Below are 18,979 nucleotides of genomic sequence, written 5' to 3' on the forward strand. Positions count from 1 at the left end.
TTGACTCCAAACTAAAAATTTAAAAAGCAAAAATGAAAAGTGCTGAGTAAAGTGGAAATTACTCAGCACGGGCTAAACACTCCGCTATCGCTAACAGTACTCAACACTCATTATTGTTGTTGAGTAGAGATTTGAATGACAAACTCTGTACCTTTTCCAAGTTCGGAAGTACAAGAGATCGAACCGCCATGTGCTTCTACCACAATTTGACGAGCGATCGCTAATCCTAATCCAGTGCCTTTTCCTACAGCCTTGGTAGTGAACAAATGGTCAAACACTTTTTGTTTAACCTCCGGTGGCATCCCCACCCCGTTATCAGCAATCTTAATCAAAACATTTTGACCTGAATCTACTACACGAGTTTGAATAGTGATGCAATTGGGGTTGGCAAGAATCGCTTCCAAACTGCGTTCTGTATTGTATTGTTCAAGCGCATCAATGGCATTTGCTAACAAGTTCATAAACACTTGATTAAGTTGTCCCGCAAAGCATTCCACTAGGGGTAGCTTGCCATAATTCTTCACTACCTCAATTGCTGGACGGTTTTCATTAGCTTTTAAACGGTGTCTGAGAATCAGAATAGTGCTATCAATCCCTTCGTGAATATCAAAAGGAACTTTATAATCCTTATCTGCTCTGGAGAAGGTTCGCAAACTGGTACTGATACTACGAATCCGGTTAACACCCAATTTCATCGAGTCTAATAATTTAGGCAAATCTTCGCGTAAATAATTCAAGTCTATGGCATCAATTTCATCTTGAATATCTAAACTGGGATTGGGAAACTTTTGTTGATAAAGATTAATTAGTCCAAACAAATCTTTAACATAATCTTTGGCAGGTTCAATATTACCAGCAATGAAGCCTACAGGATTGTTGATTTCATGGGCAACACCTGCTACCAGATTGCCAAGAGCAGACATTTTTTCATTTTGCACCACTTGCAATTGCATCGTTTTGAGTTCTTGCAACGCTTGTTCCAACTGTTGTTTTTGCTGCTGTAACAATTGTTGTGCTTGTTGGCGTTCAGTGATATCTTCAGATGTGCTTAGGATGCCAAAAACGTTTCCTTCTCTATCTTTTAGAGGAATTTTATTTGTATTAGACCACTTTTGTGTTCCATCTACTTGTTGCACGGTTTCGATAATGTTGAGTTCCGCTTCTCCAGACTCAATGATGCGGCGATCGCGCGCTACAAAAAAATCTGATTGCTCATTAGTCCAGGGAAGATTGTAGTCTGTTTTCCCAATAACATCTTCTGGCATTCCTAGACCCCAAGTTTGCGTAAATTTATGATTACAGCCTAAATAAACACTATTGCAGTCTTTCCAGAAAACAGATTGTGGGATATTGTCAATAATTAACCGCAAAAATTGTTCCGTCTGTCCCAAGTTTTCTAGAGCATCTTGTGCTTGCTGATAAAGCCTAGCGTTTTCTAGGGAAATTGCAGCTTGAGTGCATAATAGATTAAGAATTTCGACGCGATCGCTACTAAACGCCCCAGTCATCAGATTGTTTTCTAAATATAAAATCCCTAACAATTTTCCTTGATAGAGAATCGGCGTACACAGCAAGCTTTTGGGTTGCTGACGAATAATATAGGGATCGGTTATTAGCGCCGGATGCAATGTTGTATCAAAGATAACGGTAGATTGCAAGTTACGTTTAACGGCGTAAATTAGACTATGAGGAACGTCTGCACTATCTTCCACAAAAATGGACTGTAACACTGTTGATTGTTGCCCAACTTGAGCCATCGCCTCAACTAGCAATCTATCTTCTTTAAGCAGTAGTAACGCACACTTATCTGCACCAGCATTTTCAATCACTACTTGTAGCAGCTTCGTAAGTAATTTATCTAATTCAATTTCGCTGGAGAGAGTCTGAGAGGCTTTTAAAACTGTTGCCAAATCTAGCATTACTGATGTATTGCTGCTAGATGTTACTGATTTATGAATGCTTGGGTGGAAGGTAGTAATGCTGTCAATATTTGCGATTGTGTCATTGGGTGTGAGTGGCGATCGCCTCTGTTGTAAAATTGGGGCTAACAGTTGTGGATAACGCTGTTCTAGGTCATCGACTTTAGCTTTAGCATCCCAACGGGTGTAGCAATAGTAAGCATTAATTAAATACTCTTGAGCAATGCGTTCTTTGCCCCATTCTAAATAAAACTTGGCTGCAAGCTCGTTGGCGAGAGCTTCTTCGTTGACATATTCGTTTTCTTTGGCTTTAGCAATGGCGCGATCGTATGACTCGATTGCATCCATATATTTACCAGAAATTCTTGCTATTTCCGCAGATAACAAGAGATATCGATGTAGAAAGTTGTCTGGGCAACTATTCGCCCAATTTTTCTGAATCTGTTGATGCTCGCGAATAATGTCCCAATACTGCTTTTTCTTCTCTAATGTCACATTGGGATAGAGAGCTATCAAGCTGAGTGGATAATAGAAATGATACTGAATAATTGGGAAAAAACCAGAGTTACAACCAAGCGTTTTCTCAGCTTCTTCTGCTGCTTCCACAGCATCGGCGTAACGACCATAAAGGTACGACAATTGGATTTTAAGAAAGCAGTACCAATTAATTCCATGATCGAAGTTATTTTTCTGTCTCCATACTTCTATATAGGGAATATCTTCGTCGTTGCGATCGCCTAATAAATCGGTATTTTTAGATATATCTTGCAGATTTAATAAAAACTGCTGCTGTAAAGTAAATGCATACAGCATATTGGCATCATTAACCTGTTGGACATAACTCAGATATTTTTCAGTTTCCGCGTAAACATCTGAGAGGCGATCGCCTTTAATTAACATTGCCCAAATCAAAAACGAAACCGCCCAAACACCAAACACAAAATTTCCAGTTTCTTGACAGACTTGGAATGATTCCTGAGAAAGTGGCAAATTCGTTTTCAAATGCTGATTATAGGGATTAATCGTGTGTGCAAAGATATTATTGGTCTTAAAAATAAATTGAGTACTATTAAAGTGACGATCGAGTTTTAGTGCTAATGTACCGAACTCATAAGCAGTTTGATAATTTCCTTGATTTGCCAGACTCATCCCATATATACAGTAAGCAAAACCAGAACTTTCTGCATTGCCATATTTAAACGATAAATTGATCGCTAATAGAGGAACCAAGCAAGTAAAATATTGATCTCCTCCCATATAAGCTGCTGCCCAAAGGTCAGCTAAAATACCCATACAAACCTTCTTTTCTGGATCTGTCATCTCAGGCAGATCGAATAAATCTGATATATGAACCGTTTGCAGTTTAGCTTTTAATTCTTGAAGTTCAGTTTCGATAACAGCTTGCTGTTCTTCAGGAGTGACTAGCAGATGCATCCCCATAATGCTCAAACCTTTTACTCCAGCTTCAATACTAGCTGCTATATTTTCACCTTGAGTCATTCTCAGATACATCTGAATCCTATAAATCTCTACTTGCTCAAACCTATCTTGGCTTTGAGCTAACGCTATCTGAAATAATGTTTCGGCCTGGTTAAAATTACCATTTAAATATTCACATTCTGCGGATTCTCGATATAATTCAAATGTAATTTTATAATTAAATAACCAACTTTCTGCTATCAGCAAGCTTCTACCCAATGTAAAATATTTCAGGGCTGCTTTATAAGCAGTAGAAGCTTTTGCTTTCTTACCAGCGATTAGATTCAGTTGAGCTAGTTCATATCTTTGAGATTGTCCATCAATTATGTCAATTCCCTCATTTAGCTGATTAACAATGTCAAAAATGCTAGCTTCAAGCGCTTCAGGGGATGTATTGTTTAACAGTAATTGCCCAATCTTGAAATGAGTAGCTTTTCGTTGAGATTCAGGGATAAGAGAATAGGCTGCTTGCTGAACGCGGTCATGAAGAAATCTGTAAGAGCAAGAATCAGGAAAATTGTGTTGCTGAAATTCGGAGTTTTGAATTCTCAATTCAGACTCGTCATGATAGAACTTGTAAACTTCATTCGTAGGAATAATCAACCCATCTTGCAAAGCTTTCCAAAAGTCTGCGGCTGTTTCGACTTGGGATTTTTCATGGACGATCGCTAACGTCGCTAAATCAAATTGATTTCCTACACAAGCCGCTAACTTCAAAACTTCTTGAGTTTTTGCTGACAATTTCTGAAGCTGAATTGCCATAAACTCTACTACATCATCAGTAAGAGCGAGCGATCGCACCTGAGCAATATCACATTCCCAATAACCACCATTAAAATTAAATGTAATTAGTTTATCTTGATGTAGCGCTTTGAGAAACTGGGTGCTGAAGAAAGAATTTCCTTTAGTTTTGCTCAATACTAATTCTGTTAGAGGTGTGGCTAAAGCTAAAGAGCAACTCAATGTATCTGCAACCAAATGATTGATAGAAACTCGATCGAGAGGTAATAAAGTAATCGTATTGACTGTAGCATCTAACTTTTGAATCTCTTCTAAAGTCAGCATCAGGGGATGTACTGGGTTGACTTCGTTATCTCGATAAGCACCAATTAACAATAAATAGCCAATGTCAGCTTCGCTCATTAACAAGTGCATTAAGTTTAAAGAAGCAGCATCTGCCCATTGCAGATCGTCAATAAAGATTGCCAATGGATGCTCTGATGCAGTGAAGACTTGAGTGAATTTCAAAAACAGCGAATTGAAGCGATTTTGGGCTGCACCACCAGAGAGTTCTGGCGCAGGAGGCTGTTTACCAATCATACTTTCCAGTTCTGGAATCACCTCAATCATCACTTGTCCGTGTTCACCCAAAGCAGAAAGAATTTTGCGCTTCCATTGCTGGAATTGGGCGTCAGTTTCACTTAGCAGTTGCCCGATTAAGTCTCGAAAGGCTTGCACAAAGGCAGAGAAAGGGATGTTGCGCTGGAACTGGTCAAATTTACCTTTAATGAAATAACCCCGTTGTCGCACAATTGGCTTGTGGACTTCGTTCACCACAGCAGTTTTGCCAATGCCAGAAAAGCCCGCTACCAACATAATTTCAGTGCTTCCCTGGCTGACTCTCTCAAAGGCATCCAGTAAATTTTGAACTTCGGATTGGCGACCGTAAAGCTTTTCTGGGATGATAAAGCGATCGCAAATATCCCGCTCACCCAATTGAAAGGATTTAACCCTGCCAATTTCTTGCAATTGAGACAAACATTTTTCTAAATCAAATTTCAGCCCTAATGCACTCTGATAGCGGTCTTCAGCATTTTTCGCCATCAATTTCATCACAATCCCACAAAGAACTTCGGGAATTTCTTCTTCCCCCCTGCTCCCTGCCCCCTGCCCCCTGCCCCCTGCCCCCTGCCCTCTGCACCCTAATTGCTCTGGAAGCTTTGCAATATGACAGTGAACCAACTCCATCGGATCGTTAGACTGAAAGGGTAAATGTCCAGCCAGCAATTCATAGAAGGTAACGCCGAGGGAATAGTAATCACTGCGATAGTCAATTCCACGATTCATCCGCCCGGTTTGTTCTGGGGAAAGGTAAGCGAGAGTACCTTCTAAGACATTGGGACTGTGAATTTCGCGGGTTTCTCTAGGTAAAAGAGAGGCAATACTAAAGTCAATTAACTTGACTTGCTTAGTTTCCGGGTTGATGAGGATGTTGGCAGGCTTAATATCTTTGTGGATAACCTGATGGCGGTATAGTCCGTCAAGAATATTACTTAGAGCGATCGCAATATCCAAGAAATCGGTCAAAGTATATTGGTTGCTTCCTATTTTTTGGTTGAGCCAATCTTTGAGGGAAATGCCGCCAAAATCCTCCATCACCAAAGCATAGCTGTTGCGGTAAGGTTCCAGACTGTAGGGACGAACAATACCGGATAGGTCAAGATTTTTAGCAATAGTGTACTGATTACGGAACAGCAGTAGTTCATTGAAAGTAGGATACTCTTGCTGGAGCAGTTTGATCGCAACCGGAAGTCGATCCGCCTCTCGAATAGCACGGTAAACTACGGTTCTAGAGCCTGCATAAAGTTGTTCGCTAATTTGATAGTTCAAAAGCTTGTCCATCGGCTCAACTGCTGTATTCATACTTCATCAACTCTTGTGAAATCAGCTACTTATTTAAAGTAGTTTGCCCAAGAATAAGCTTTTGCTAACTCAGTTTTCTTTTAAACAATCGCATTGTACGCGTGTAATCTATCTGTAGCTCCTTCAGCAAAACTACCGCTATTTCCAGTAAAATCAAGTTCTAAGGACTGTGGATTTGGGAGAAACTTGGGGTGCCTACACTTGGCGTTAACATTGACCACATCGCCACTATCCGGCAAGCGCGGCGGACGGTGGAACCAGACCCGGTAGCGGCGGCGGTACTGGCAGAATTAGCGGGTGCAGATGGAATTACGGTGCATCTGCGTGAAGATCGGCGACATATCCAAGATCGGGATGTGCGGATATTGCGGCAAACAGTGCGATCGCATCTTAATTTAGAAATGGCCGCTACAGATGAAATGCTGGCGATCGCTCTTGATATCAAACCAGATTACGTGACTTTAGTCCCCGAAAAGCGCGAAGAAGTCACAACAGAAGGCGGACTAGATATTATTGGGCAAATTGCTAGAATAGGTGAGATAGTCGATAAATTGCAAAGCGCTAGCATTCCAGTTAGTTTATTTATCGATGCCGAACCAGCACAAATTGAAGCATCTGTCAAGACACAGGCGCAGTTTATTGAATTGCACACCGGACAATATGCTGAGGCTAAAGATGAAACAAATCGCCAGCGAGAATTAGCCATATTAGCAAAAGGGTGTGAACAAGCGATTCGAGCCGGATTGCGAGTTAACGCTGGTCACGGACTCACCTACTGGAACGTCTATCCGGTGGCTGCGCTTCCAGGCATGGAAGAACTGAACATTGGTCATACCATCATCAGTCGGGCAGCATTAGTAGGTATAGAAAGGGCAGTCCGCGAGATGAAGCAAGCTATAAGAGGGAATGGGGAATAGGGCATGGGGCATTGGGCATTGGGCATTGGGCTTTAGGAGTGCTGAGTGCTGAGTTAGGAGTTAGGAGTTTTGTTTATCTCCTTGTCCCCTAACTCCCTCACTCCCTCATCTCCCTGCTCCCCTGCTCCCCTGCCCCCTGCCCCCTGCTCCCTGCTCCCTATATAAAAAGAGGGGTTGTCACTGCGAAATCTAGAAATTGGGATCAAATCTTCAGCAAAAACTTCTATGAGCGCAACACAATCTAACAACCTGCCACTTTGGGTACAGGATCGGGATAGGGTGATAGCAGAAAGTACTGATGTCGAGTGGCGCTATCAGACACCGCCTGATTATTCCCGTTCAAAAGAGAATCTTGCTAAAGAAAGTATCTATAATCATCTTGAAGGAACACTGGAAGCGATCGTGCAAAACTTGGTGAGAACCTTCGAGATGGAGGTATCCTTCAAAGCTAACCCGCAAGAGTGGTTATCTATTGTGAATGACAACTTTCGCGTCAGTACCAATGGCGGAGTAGAGTATACCGCAGCAGATTTATCAGCCCAAGGTACTTACAATCTATTTATGCCTGATTCAGAGCATTACAAAGCTTCAGAAGAAAGCTTTGAATCATCCGCAAAAGTCTTCCACACAACATTTCCTCAAGGATTTCCTTGGGAAGTGCTGGAAGTTTTCTCAGGGCCACCGAATGTAACATTTAAATGGCGGCATTGGGGACATTTTAACGGAGAATATAAAGACCATGCACCTACTGGAGAAACAATAGAAATTATCGGTATGAGCATTGCAAAAGTTACCGATGACTTGAAGGTTATTTCCTTAGAACATTACTTCGACAATAATCTGTTCTTGGAAAAGCTAACATCTGGTGGCAAACAGACAAAATCTGAAAACCAGAAAAGTGCTTGTCCGTTCAGTTCTTGGTTCAAGAAATCCCAGAAAAGTTAGTTAGTTTTGTCAGGGTACAGAGTCACTGTGCCCTGAAATTATTCACATAGCAAGCAAAGGATGAAAATGCAAACATACCATTACGTTTTGGCAAGTCACCGCTTTCTTCTCGAAGAAGAACCGATACACGAAGTTCTCAAAGAACGCACCCGTAACTACCACGAACAAGAAAAAGAAATAGATTTTTGGTTAGTTGAGCAACCAGCTTTCTTGGAAACACCGCAGTTTAAAGAGCTAAAAGCAAAATGTCCCCAACCAGCAGTAGCAATTATTTCTACAAATCCTCAATTTATTACTTGGTTAAAACTGCGTTTAGAGTACGTTATTACTGGCGAATTCCAGGCTCCTTCTGAGGCAATACCAGATGCTTTGGCATCGCTTACTACCGTATCTTAGGCATAGCGCATTGGACATTGGGCATGGAGAAAAGATAAGGAAGATGGGGAAACAAGGGAGATTGTTCAATAATTCTCCCTTGTCCCCTTGTCTGCTCTGCTCCCCTGCCCCTCTGCCCCTCTGCCCCTCTGCCTCTTCCCCCACTCCCTGATTTTATTTTTGAGTAACAAAATATATTTTTTGACACATATTTCATCACCATACTGAAGTAGCTAGGTTTTCAGCTTTTTTCTTATAAAATCTTCTAGGACACCTTAATTTACATAATCTAACTTTTGTGCATAGATTTCAGAATTTCCCAAGTGTTTTAGGATTAGCGATTGTAGGGTTGATTGGTGGCATGAGTTCTGTACTTGCTCAAAAAACCATTCCCTCTTGTCAACCACCAAATGCGGGTGAGTATCTTTTATTAGTAGTCAGTCCCACAGCAAATAATCAAAAGCAGTTACGTAGCGCTTTACCACCTGAACTTAAAACTATCACCTGCAAATATCTCAACGAAACCGTGACGCGAGTCGGAGGCTTTAACAAAATTGATGATGCCAATCGTTGGGCAAGATATGTCAGCAATATTGTTGGCTTATCTGCCATAATTACCACTCGACCAACGACAACGGCAGATGTGCAGCCACAGTCACAGCCACAGTCACAGCCCAAACCACCTCAGCAGACAGTCAGCTATAATCCTCAAGCATTAGGAGAAGGTTATGCAGTACTGGTAGATTATTACAACCGTCCAGAATTAGTAAATAGTGTGCAGCAAGTGGTCGGAGGTAACGTCGGTTTTGTTTCTTATGGACAACGCCCTTACTTGCTAGCAGTTTATACCACTAACCAAACTGAAGCGTATAATACATTGCAAAAGCTAAACAATGGCGGTTTCGTTGCCAGCCTAGTAGATAGTCGTAAAGTGATTCTGCTGCGCTCGACTGTGCGGTTTTAGCGATCTTAAGTTCAGTGGTATCTTGATGCGGTCTACCAGAGTGGTAATTTGTCAATTGAATTAATTTGTGATTTTAAATTCCAAATTTCAAAGGGTTTTCAGCGAATATATTTATACTCGCTTTGCGTGAAATAAGTTCTTTGGAACAAATCCTTTCATTCTTAATTCCCTAAATTTATTCACGGGGTAAATTTAAAATCCAAAATCCAAAATTGATTGACAAATTACCAGTTATTAATTATCAATAGCCCCTCAAACAAAGATTTATTACTCTAGTTTAATAAGCAGACCTAGCTAACCAATAGATGGTTATACCCAAAGCCGATCCGGCGATTACCTGAACTGGTGTATGTCCGAGTAATTCTTTCAGACGGTCTTGGCTAAAGTCTGGTTTTTCATGGAATAATTCATCAATCATTTGATTGAGAATACGAGCTTGCTTGCCAGCTGCTTGGCGAACTCCGGCTGCATCATACATGACAATGATGGCAAAAACGATCGCAACGGCAAAATCAGGAGATGCCCAACCCAGTGTTTGCCCTACACCAGCGGCTAAAGCCGTAACCAGAGCCGAATGGGCACTGGGCATACCTCCGGTTGTCACCAAAACACGCACATTCAGTTTGCGATGTTTGACGATCTCAACTACGAGCTTTAATGCTTGAGCAATTAAACAAGCTACCAGAGCAACCAGCAGTACCCGGTTGTCTAAAATGTTGCCTATGTCCTGCATGTTATTTTGGTTAGGTTAGTAAATATTAGCAGCAGTTGTTGGTTGAGGAAACATTTAGATTCAACCCAAAATTCCTAAATTAATCTATCACGTTAGAAAAAGACCAGCGATTCAAAATAACCTAAAAGCTTATCAAGTAAGCTTTTGTAATTTTGAATCAGTGAATTTTTAATTTCGTTGGGCAGTAGTAGTACAGTATGGTGTAAATAAATCACCCATTCCCAATCAATGAAACGCTTGCGGTATAGGAATTACGAATTACGAATTACGAATTACGAATTACGAATTACCTAAAGCGTTACTAGTTATTACGGCTGATAATAAAATGAGCGATCGCTTGGAGTGGTTTAGCTCTGTCTCCAAATGGTTCTAATTCCACACAAGCTTCTTTAACTAGCTCTTGGGCAATTGATCGCGATTCCTCAAGTCCCCACAGGCTGGGATAGGTAACTTTCTGAGCTTTTTGGTCTTTGCCAGCTGTTTTACCTAATTGTTCTTGGGTAGAAGTGATATCCAAAATATCATCGATGATTTGGAATGCTAGCCCAATATTTTGAGCATAACGGGTGAGCCGCTGCACATCTTCAGGTGATGCATTAGCAATCAGCCCGCCACAAACTACGCAAGCTTCCAAAAGGGCGGCTGTTTTGTGTTTATGAATAAAATTTAGGGTTTCTAAGGAAATATCAGATTTACCTTCCGACTCTAAATCGACAACTTGACCGCCGACCAAACCACTTGCCCCCAAGGCTCGGCCAAGACGGGCAATAACCTGTAAGACCACCTCTCTCTTAACACTTTGGGGGGTTTGAATGGCAACAGACTCAAAAGCAAGAGCCAACAAGCCATCCCCAGCCAAAATCGCTACATCTTCCCCATAGACTTTATGATTCGTCAGCTTTCCACGACGGTAATCGTCATTATCCATCGCTGGTAGGTCGTCATGTATCAACGACATTGTGTGGAGCATCTCCACAGCACAAGCTGTTGGCATGGCCATGTCAATGGTTCCACCCATCATTTCACAGGTGGCAAGACAAAGAATGGGACGTACACGCTTACCTCCAGCTAATAACGAGTAGCGCATCGCCTCATAAATCTTCTCTGGATAAATGACCGAGATAGACCGATCCAAAGCATTATCACAAAGCTTTTGTCGTTCTTTTAAATAAGCTGCTAAGTTAAATGTGGCTTCTTCTGGTGGTGTCTTTTGGACGTTATCAGTTGCTACCATTCTTTAATTCCTGACATTTTGCGATTTTTGCCTTATACGTCACAATTTTAAGGTGCAGGGGGACTGAAAAAAATGAAGAGTTAGGAGCAAAGACGCGATTAACCCTTGTCTGTGCGGGATTTAGAAGTTAAGAGTTATTAAGAATAACTTTTAACTCTTCACTACTCTTTCTTCTTTTGCCGCTCTAGAATAGCTAGCAAATGTATTTTCCAACAATATGGCAACAGTCATCGGGCCAACACCACCAGGAACTGGGGTGATAAATCCTGCGACATCAGCGGTGGATTCAAAATGGACATCGCCAATGAGACGACTTTTGCCATTAGCATCGGTGACGCGATTCATCCCCACATCTACCACAACAGCGCCCGGTTTCACCATATCAGCAGAGATCAATCCGGGACGACCTACTGCTGCAATTAGAATATCAGCATTTTGGGTGATGGTTTTGAGGTCATGCGATCGCGAGTGAGCGATCGTGACTGTGGCATCAGCTTCTAATAGCATCAGCGCCATCGGTTTACCCACCAAAATACTGCGCCCTACCACTACTGCCTGTTTTCCCTGCAAAGGAATCTCATATTCTTGTAAAAGCCGCATCACACCAGCCGGGGTGCAGCTACGTAACCCAGTTTCTCCCCGTACTAGTCGCCCCAAGTTAACTGGATGCAGTCCATCAGCATCTTTATCGGGATCGATTTGATGTAGCAGAGTTACAGCATCCAGGTGGTTAGGTAAGGGCAATTGCACAAGAATGCCATCCACTCTTTTATCGTGGTTGAGTGCAGCAATTACCTCTTCTAACTCTTGGAGAGTAGTTTCGGCAGGAAAATGCTTACCAAAAGAAGCGATCCCAACTTTAGCGCAGGCTTTTTCTTTATTGCGTACATAAGCGGCTGACGCTGGATTATCACCAACCATCAACACTGCTAAACCAGGTGGTCGTCCAATTTTTGGTTGTAATTGTGTAATGGCAACAGAAAGTTCTTGCTGAATTTTTGCAGCTAATGCTTTCCCATCAAGGATTTTGGCAGTTTTGGTTTCCATGAAAATTCCCAGCTATGTTCGCTTTTTGTCCAAAGTCCAAAATGAAAATATTGATTCTTAACTCTTGACTTTCGACTATTATTGTGTTGCTGTTTGATGTCGTAGCGTTTCTCTCACAGTAAATTCATAATGTTTATTTTCTCAGATCAACGGCATCATCTGAAGAATAAAGAATTAGGAAGTGGGGAAGAGCAGGAGAAGAATGCCCAATGCCCAATGCCCGATACCCAAAATAAATCGGTGGCTTTTATGCAAAAAATAAAAAATTTATCTCTTTCGTTCTTGTACGGGCACAGTATTGTTCCTTACCGTTTGGGGTTAACTTTTTTCCTGATAACAGGACTTTGTAGTTGTGGTAACTTGACATCGCCTGGTTTGCGTGGTGCTGGCTTAAAAATTGGTACAAATGTCACTCCAATTGGAGAGATTAAACCAAAACAAGACAATCAGGCTATAGTTTACATCCAAGGTCAGGTAGAAAAGCAAGCTCCCCTGATCGAACAGTGGGCTTATAAAATTAAGGACTCAACGGGCAAAATTTGGGTTGTCACCAATCAAAAAAATCTGGGTGAAGGTTCGGAAGTTGTAATTAAGGGTAAAGTTCGCTACCGAAGTATTCCCTTAGCTGGCAAAGAATTGGGGGAAGTTTATTTAGAAGAAGAATAATTAAAAATTAAAATATGAACAATCAACAGGTGCACGTAGCGATCGCAATTCTCTACCATAAAAACAAGTTTCTCATGCAGTTGCGTGACAACATCCCCGGTATTCTCTACCCTGGTTACTGGGCGCTGTTTGGCGGTCACATCGAACCTGGTGAAACGCCAGATGTAGCGGTAAAACGAGAAATTTTAGAAGAAATAGGCTATAATCTACCACCCTTTGTTGAATTTGGCTGTTATCCCAACGAAAGAGTTGTCCGTCATGTCTTTCATGCACCACTCTTGGTGGAATTAAATCAACTGGTTCTGAATGAGGGCTGGGATATGGCGTTATTTACGCCAGAAGATATTCGCCAAGGTAACTATTATTCACAAAATGCTGGCGAAGTGCGACCTTTAGGGGCAATGCATCAAAAAATTATGTTGGATTTTATTGAGAAAAATCCAACATAATTTGGGGATTAGTCATTTGTCATTTGTCATTGGACATTAAGTCAAGAGTTAGAAATTCTTCCTCTGCCCCCCTGCTCCCCTGCCCCCCTGCTCCCCTGCTCCTCATCTCCCCACATCCCTAGAAGCCAAAATAAAGTTAAAACTCTTATGAGGTGATCGCTAATGCAATCAGCAAACAAACTGCCGCGATGGTTAACTATAGGAATGGCATTTCCCATTGCCATTCTCAACGGCTGGCTATTGCTCCAACTTATACAGTATTTTCAACCCTTAGTTAGCATTATTGCCGCCGCCATCCTACTAGCTTTTGTCTTGAACTATCCAATCCAGTTTCTCCAGGAACAAGGAGTGAAACCCAACTTAGCGATCGGGGGAGTGTTACTTTTGACTCTGGTGGTTTTAGTAGCTTTAGGCATCACCTTAGTTCCCCTGATTATTCAACAGCTCGTTGAACTGGCTAATATTTTGCCCAGTTGGATTGATTCTGGTACTCAGCAGCTGCAAGCTTTTCAAGATTGGGCGTTAAGTCAACAGCAACTTCCGATTAATTTAAGTGGTTTATTCACCCAAGTTCTGGAACGATTATCTAACCAACTTCAGTCCTTCACTGGTAGAATTCTTGGTTTTGCTGTCGATACCATTGGTATTGTCCTCAATGTGCTGCTGGCGGTAGTGCTGACTATCTACCTAATATTGAATGGTGAACGTCTTTGGGACGGAATTTTTCAGTGGTTTCCCCCTAATATTGGGCCAAGAGTACGGGAATTACTGCGAGAGGATTTCCACAATTACTTCATCGGTCAAGCAACATTGGGAGCTGTGTTAGGGGTGACAATTACTCTAGTGTTTTTGGCGCTGCAAGTTCCCCTAGCTTTACTTTTTGGTATTGGTATTGGCTTATTTTCACTTTTCCCCTTTGGTACGGGGGTAGGTATCGCCATAGTAAGTTTGTTGGTAGCGCTGCAAAATTTTTGGTTAGGGGTGGAAGTCTTAGGTGTAGCTGTTGCGATCGATCAAATTAATTCTAATATTATTGCACCTCGAATTCTCAGCAATTTGACTGGCTTAAATCCTGTGTGGGTGGTGATTTCTTTATTGCTGGGCGCAAAGTTAGGAGGAGTACTGGGTTTGTTAATTGCGATCCCTATTGCCAGCTTTATCAAAGATACAACAGATAGCTGGCAAGCTGGAGAGTTTAATAAGATAGAGGATATAGAGTCAGAACCTGTGACGGTAAAAAGTGAGAGAGCAGGAACTTATACTTAAAACTCTTAACTAAAAAATTGATGATATTGTCCAGCAATCAACTGCAAAATCCTAATTTAGGATGCCAACATCATCGCCAGAAATTAACGTAATTTAAACGAATACAAAGCTAAAAAGTGTAAATTGAGAATTAGGTCAAGATAGCGGAAGAACTGTCAGGAATGAAAAAAGAGATAAAAAAGCTGAGTATTAACATTAGATATGCTTTATTAAAGGATTAAAAGCTGCTGTTGTTATTGCTAGAACTTCGCTTGGCACGTTTTTGCTGGTACATCAACTCATCTGCCTGGAATATGAGTTTTTCCAATGAAACATCTTCATTGATAACGCACTCTTGAACTCCAATACTCATTGATAGATGATAACTTCTACTTGAATTTTGATTAAATAAATCAATGTTAGTTTGTAGGCGAACACTAATTGCATTCGTACGATCTGAACATTTCGGAATGAATACAACAAACTCATCACCCCCCCATCGGGCAACGATATCAGAATCTCTATAGGTTTGACTTAGTAATTCTGCGGCGTCTACTATTACCCGATCTCCAACTTCATGTCCAAAGGTATCATTGATTTGCTTCAATCCATCTATATCTATAAATAAGAGACAACAGGGCTTTTGTAGCCGATGGGCTAGTTTTAATTGCTGATCTGCAAATAGAAAAAAGCCTCGTCGATTATACACTCCAGTTAATTCATCTGTTAGAGATAAGCGCCTAACTTCTGCCTCAATTTTTTGATGCCCCTCTATTTCTTTTTCTAATGCAGCAGTTCGATTGTGGACTCTTTGTTCTAATTCATTATAAATCTGCACGTTTTCCATTGCGACAGCTGTTGTGTCTGCCAATGCCTGTAATAGCTTTACTTTTTCTTCTGTTGGCTGATGTAACGTTGCCCAATATGTTCCAATTGCACCAATGGGGTTACACGTTCGGATCGGCACCATTGCCAAGCTTTTGACAAAAGTTGGTTGGTAAGCTGCAAATGGAATCCGTTCATCTCCATAAATATCGCTAATCACAACGGGCTGACAGTTTCGCATTGTATGCCCACCAATGCAAATACTCATCGGGAAACGTTGTCCTTTCCATAAAGGAGCGATCGCATCTTCATCTGCGTAATAACATTGATCTCCATCTCGTAGTACAAAACTAGCCCCATCTGCCCCAGTCAACTCACGCGCAGACTTTCGTACAATCTCCATGATTTGTTCTAGCGTCCGTGCTAGTGACAATGCTTGAACAACCTCAATTAAATGCTCTATCCCCTGAACATAAGACATTTCAGCTTTGACATCATTAGAATCAGAAATGATGACCGGTGAAGCAGAGCTTTGAAAATTCATGCGCTTCCACCAATAAAAAACGATCGAAAATTAGTTGAGACTGCGATCGAAATTGCAATGTCCTTATTCTCAAAAACAGGACAAACGCATCTTATTTGTATAATGCCTTACTCAGCCAAGGTTTAAAACATTATTTTTGGAAATAAAATTTGAAATCCTTGTTGGCTATGGATTACAGAATTTAAATGCGTTTACCCTGATTTTAAAAAATTTATTATTTTATTCTATGAGAGATATTACGGATCTCTTTAACTATCTATCTAAAGAAAGATTGCAAAATTATATTGATATGTTATTTTGAGATGATTTTTGCGAATAAAATAGAAAGCTTCTCAGGTACAGACAGACACTACGGTATATTGACTTGACTTGACACAGATATTCTGTGACATAGATGATTTCTGTGTTATCTGAAAACTAATGTGTCAGAAAACGCCCCAAATGCCGTTTTTGAGTTCATCGAACTCGCATTAAATTAATCCTCTAAAATCTTGATTTCATCAAGTTGATTAATCACCACATCTGCACCTCGGACATTATCTGACTTACCTATCCAAGTGATACCAATACAACCTGCGGCTTTAGCATTACGCGCCATTTGCATATCACCAACTGCATCACCCACCATCAAGGTAGCATTCGGTTCAACTCCCAAAGCTTGGCAAGCTTGCAAAAATAGCACTGGATCTGGTTTACTAGGCCCTTCATCTACGCCCATTTGCAACTGGATATAATTACTTAATTGGTGATTGGCTACAAAATTGCGTACTTCTTCAGTTGTCGCAGCCGAGAGAATGCCAAGTTTTAGACCACCCTCCCGCAGGTATTTCAAAATTTCTAGGCTACCTACAAACAGTGGTGAAGGAGTTTCTCCAATGTATTTTTCCGCTTCATCCAAAGCTTGACGGGCTATTTTTAAGCACTCAAACCATCCTCTTCCTGTTTCGGCAATATATGCCGCAGCCGCAACTTCTGTTTCACGGCGGCTTGCTACTGATATTAAACCTGCGGGATCTAGAAAATTGCCATTGATGCCAAATGCCATTAATAGGGGTTCCCCAGTTCCAGGAATTTGAGCATCTATTAATCTTGCTGCCTTTTGTGCTAGCGATCGCAAATACGTTTCTGAATCTTCTAGAGTACCGTTTTTATCAAACAAAATTGCCTGGATATTACTAAAAGTGATATTTTTACATTTAATGGTTGCCATAATATTTAACTTCTACTACTTCCAATTCTTAACTTTCACCGATTCTCCACATAAAAAAAGAGGGTTTTTCCCTCTTTATAAAAATGATTTAATACTCTTACTTCAAAACAAGTAAAACTATAAAAAATCTATTACTCTTCAATAGCTGCTGGAATTTCCTCTTCAATTTCCGTTGCTGCTGGAATCTCTGTTTCAATTCCCGCAACGGCTGGAATATCTTCCTCAAGTTCTGTTGCTGGTGGAATATCTTCGTCAAGCTCTGTTGCTGGTGGAATATCTTCGTCTGCAAGAACTTCCGCAGGTGCAGCCGCAGCAGTAGCACCTTGCTGCTTGGCTAATAGCTGTTCGCGATACTTAGCAGCCATTTCTTCCGCCTTATCGTAGACCAAATCCCGGTTTTTAATCATGTCGCCGGGTTCTGGTTCTAGCTGCTTGGTAGATAGGGAAATGCGACCCCTTTCTGCATCCAAGTCAATGATCATAACTTTCACTTCATCATTGACATTGAACACGCTATGAGGTGTATCAATATGTTCGTGAGAAATCTCAGAAATATGCAGTAGACCACTGACGCCGCCAATGTCGATGAAAGCACCGTAGGGTTTGATACCACGAACAGTACCAATTACTACTTCGCCGACTTCTAGGCGGTTCATCTTGCGCTCAACCAGCGCCCGACGATGAGATAGAACAAGACGATTTCGTTCTTCGTCTACCTCTAGGAATTTCAATGGCAGATCCTCACCTACCAATTCTTCTTTAGGTTTGCGAGTACTAATGTGGGAACCTGGGATAAAGCCACGTAATCCCTCAATTCGTACCAATGCTCCACCGCGATTGGTTGCAAATACGCCAGAACGGACAGTAGCATCTTCTGCTTGCAACTGCCGCACGCGTTCCCAGGCCCGCATATATTCAATACGGCGAATGGAAAGGGTTAATTGACCATCTTCGTTTTCATCGGTAAGGATGAAAAATTCGCGCGTTTCGTTTGACTGTAATACTTCTTCCGGGCTATCCACCCGGTTAATAGACATTTCTTGTATAGGTATATATGCTGCGGTTTTAGCACCAATGTCAATCAGAGCGCCGCGCGGCTCTATACTGAAAACTGTTCCTGGCACAACATCGCCAGGGCTAAAATGATAATCGTATTTGTCAAGTAGAGCAGCGAAATCTTCGTGAGTGAATCCAATTTCTGTAGCGGTTAAATTCTGATTGACCATGCTGATTTGTTCCTGGTTCTAGTCTCCGTAAAGGTGGTGTGACAAGCGCGATGCTTTATGTAGGCAGTACTATGGCAGCTTACACAAAACATCCTTTTTTATCCTAGCGCACAAAAGCTAGCATTAACACATATCTACTCCCAAGATTGGAAATTATATCACAACATTTGGTCATTGGTCATTGGTCATTGGTCATTAGTCATTGGTCAATAGTGAGAAACAACATAAAGGACAAACACAATAATATCCGTTGCCACCATACTTAGTAGCAACGGATATTAAGATTAAATCCGCTTAAAAATCTGTGAATAGGATCTACTTATCTTTTGGTTTCTCAAAGCGAGGGGGTTCGCGAAATGCGATCGCAAAGAAGAGAGTACCTATACACAGAGTAAAAATCAAGATGTACGCAACGCTTTCCATATTACGATTTCCTCTTTATCCAGCCAGTAATTAAAGTTCTGAGTGCTGAGTGCTGTTAGCGGAAGCGGGGCGTTTAGCCCGTGCTGAGTCAGAGCCTTAACTCGGAACTCAGCACTTCTTTACTCAACACTGAAA

General features: G+C 41.3%; 15 protein-coding genes. 7 read left to right on the forward strand and 8 right to left on the reverse strand.

Features of this window, described 5'->3' with window-relative positions; all coding sequences use genetic code 11:
* Positions 1–110: 110 nt before the first annotated feature.
* Entirely contained in the window at positions 111–6,041 is a 5,931-nt protein-coding gene (locus RM049_RS10510; RefSeq protein ID WP_322704114.1) for an AAA family ATPase, read from the reverse strand.
* Positions 6,042–6,232: 191 nt separating this feature from the next.
* On the opposite strand from RM049_RS10510, the gene RM049_RS10515 reads away from it, so the two are divergent.
* The 4 genes from RM049_RS10515 (at position 6,233) to RM049_RS10530 (ending at position 9,242) form a co-directional block, all read left to right on the forward strand.
* Positions 6,233–6,958 (forward strand): pyridoxine 5'-phosphate synthase, encoded by a 726-nt coding sequence (locus RM049_RS10515; protein ID WP_322704115.1) that lies wholly within the window; start codon positions 6,233–6,235, stop codon positions 6,956–6,958.
* Between the two features lie 225 nt (positions 6,959–7,183).
* The gene (locus RM049_RS10520) at positions 7,184–7,903 is read left to right on the forward strand and encodes a SnoaL-like polyketide cyclase (protein ID WP_322704116.1); all 720 of its coding nucleotides are present in this window, start codon (positions 7,184–7,186) and stop codon (positions 7,901–7,903) included.
* Positions 7,904–7,969: 66 nt separating this feature from the next.
* On the forward strand, positions 7,970–8,299 hold the full coding sequence (locus tag RM049_RS10525; RefSeq protein ID WP_322672049.1) for an MgPME-cyclase complex family protein: 330 nt from the start codon (positions 7,970–7,972) through the stop codon (positions 8,297–8,299).
* Positions 8,300–8,576: 277 nt separating this feature from the next.
* A complete protein-coding gene (locus RM049_RS10530; RefSeq protein WP_322690896.1) occupies positions 8,577–9,242 on the forward strand; it encodes a hypothetical protein in 666 nt (221 codons plus the stop codon).
* A gap of 277 nt (positions 9,243–9,519) precedes the next feature.
* Here the strand turns inward: RM049_RS10530 and RM049_RS10535 are convergent, their stop codons facing one another.
* The 3 genes from RM049_RS10535 to folD form a co-directional block, all read right to left on the reverse strand.
* A complete protein-coding gene (locus RM049_RS10535; RefSeq protein WP_094350479.1) occupies positions 9,520–9,975 on the reverse strand; it encodes a divergent PAP2 family protein in 456 nt (151 codons plus the stop codon).
* A gap of 301 nt (positions 9,976–10,276) precedes the next feature.
* Positions 10,277–11,209 (reverse strand): geranylgeranyl diphosphate synthase CrtE, encoded by a 933-nt coding sequence (crtE, locus tag RM049_RS10540; RefSeq protein ID WP_322672051.1) that lies wholly within the window; start codon positions 11,207–11,209, stop codon positions 10,277–10,279.
* A 150-nt stretch (positions 11,210–11,359) separates the two neighbouring features.
* A complete protein-coding gene (gene folD, locus RM049_RS10545) occupies positions 11,360–12,256 on the reverse strand; it encodes a bifunctional methylenetetrahydrofolate dehydrogenase/methenyltetrahydrofolate cyclohydrolase FolD (protein WP_322704117.1) in 897 nt (298 codons plus the stop codon).
* 129 nt (positions 12,257–12,385) lie between these two features.
* Between folD and RM049_RS10550 the strand changes: the two genes are divergently transcribed.
* From RM049_RS10550 to RM049_RS10560, 3 genes are all read left to right on the forward strand, one after another.
* On the forward strand, positions 12,386–12,922 hold the full coding sequence (locus RM049_RS10550) for a hypothetical protein (RefSeq protein ID WP_322704118.1): 537 nt from the start codon (positions 12,386–12,388) through the stop codon (positions 12,920–12,922).
* Between the two features lie 14 nt (positions 12,923–12,936).
* Positions 12,937–13,371, forward strand: a complete 435-nt coding sequence (locus RM049_RS10555) for an NUDIX hydrolase (protein WP_322672054.1) — start codon at positions 12,937–12,939, stop codon at positions 13,369–13,371.
* Positions 13,372–13,533: 162 nt separating this feature from the next.
* Positions 13,534–14,637: an AI-2E family transporter gene (locus tag RM049_RS10560; RefSeq protein WP_322684948.1), complete on the forward strand. Its 1,104-nt coding sequence runs from the start codon at positions 13,534–13,536 to the stop codon at positions 14,635–14,637.
* A 217-nt stretch (positions 14,638–14,854) separates the two neighbouring features.
* Here the strand turns inward: RM049_RS10560 and RM049_RS10565 are convergent, their stop codons facing one another.
* The 4 genes from RM049_RS10565 to RM049_RS10580 all read right to left on the reverse strand — a co-directional run bounded on the left by RM049_RS10565 (position 14,855) and on the right by RM049_RS10580 (position 18,844).
* A complete protein-coding gene (locus RM049_RS10565; protein ID WP_322704119.1) occupies positions 14,855–15,985 on the reverse strand; it encodes a sensor domain-containing diguanylate cyclase in 1,131 nt (376 codons plus the stop codon).
* 475 nt (positions 15,986–16,460) lie between these two features.
* The gene (locus RM049_RS10570; RefSeq protein ID WP_322672057.1) at positions 16,461–17,195 is read right to left on the reverse strand and encodes an HAD family hydrolase; all 735 of its coding nucleotides are present in this window, start codon (positions 17,193–17,195) and stop codon (positions 16,461–16,463) included.
* 131 nt (positions 17,196–17,326) lie between these two features.
* Positions 17,327–18,421 (reverse strand): 30S ribosomal protein S1, encoded by a 1,095-nt coding sequence (locus tag RM049_RS10575; RefSeq protein WP_322704120.1) that lies wholly within the window; start codon positions 18,419–18,421, stop codon positions 17,327–17,329.
* A 315-nt stretch (positions 18,422–18,736) separates the two neighbouring features.
* Positions 18,737–18,844 (reverse strand): photosystem II reaction center protein T, encoded by a 108-nt coding sequence (locus RM049_RS10580; RefSeq protein ID WP_084227385.1) that lies wholly within the window; start codon positions 18,842–18,844, stop codon positions 18,737–18,739.
* Positions 18,845–18,979: the final 135 nt, after the last annotated feature.

This window comes from Nostoc sp. DedQUE04 (assembly GCF_034530995.1).
Classification (GTDB): domain Bacteria; phylum Cyanobacteriota; class Cyanobacteriia; order Cyanobacteriales; family Nostocaceae; genus Nostoc.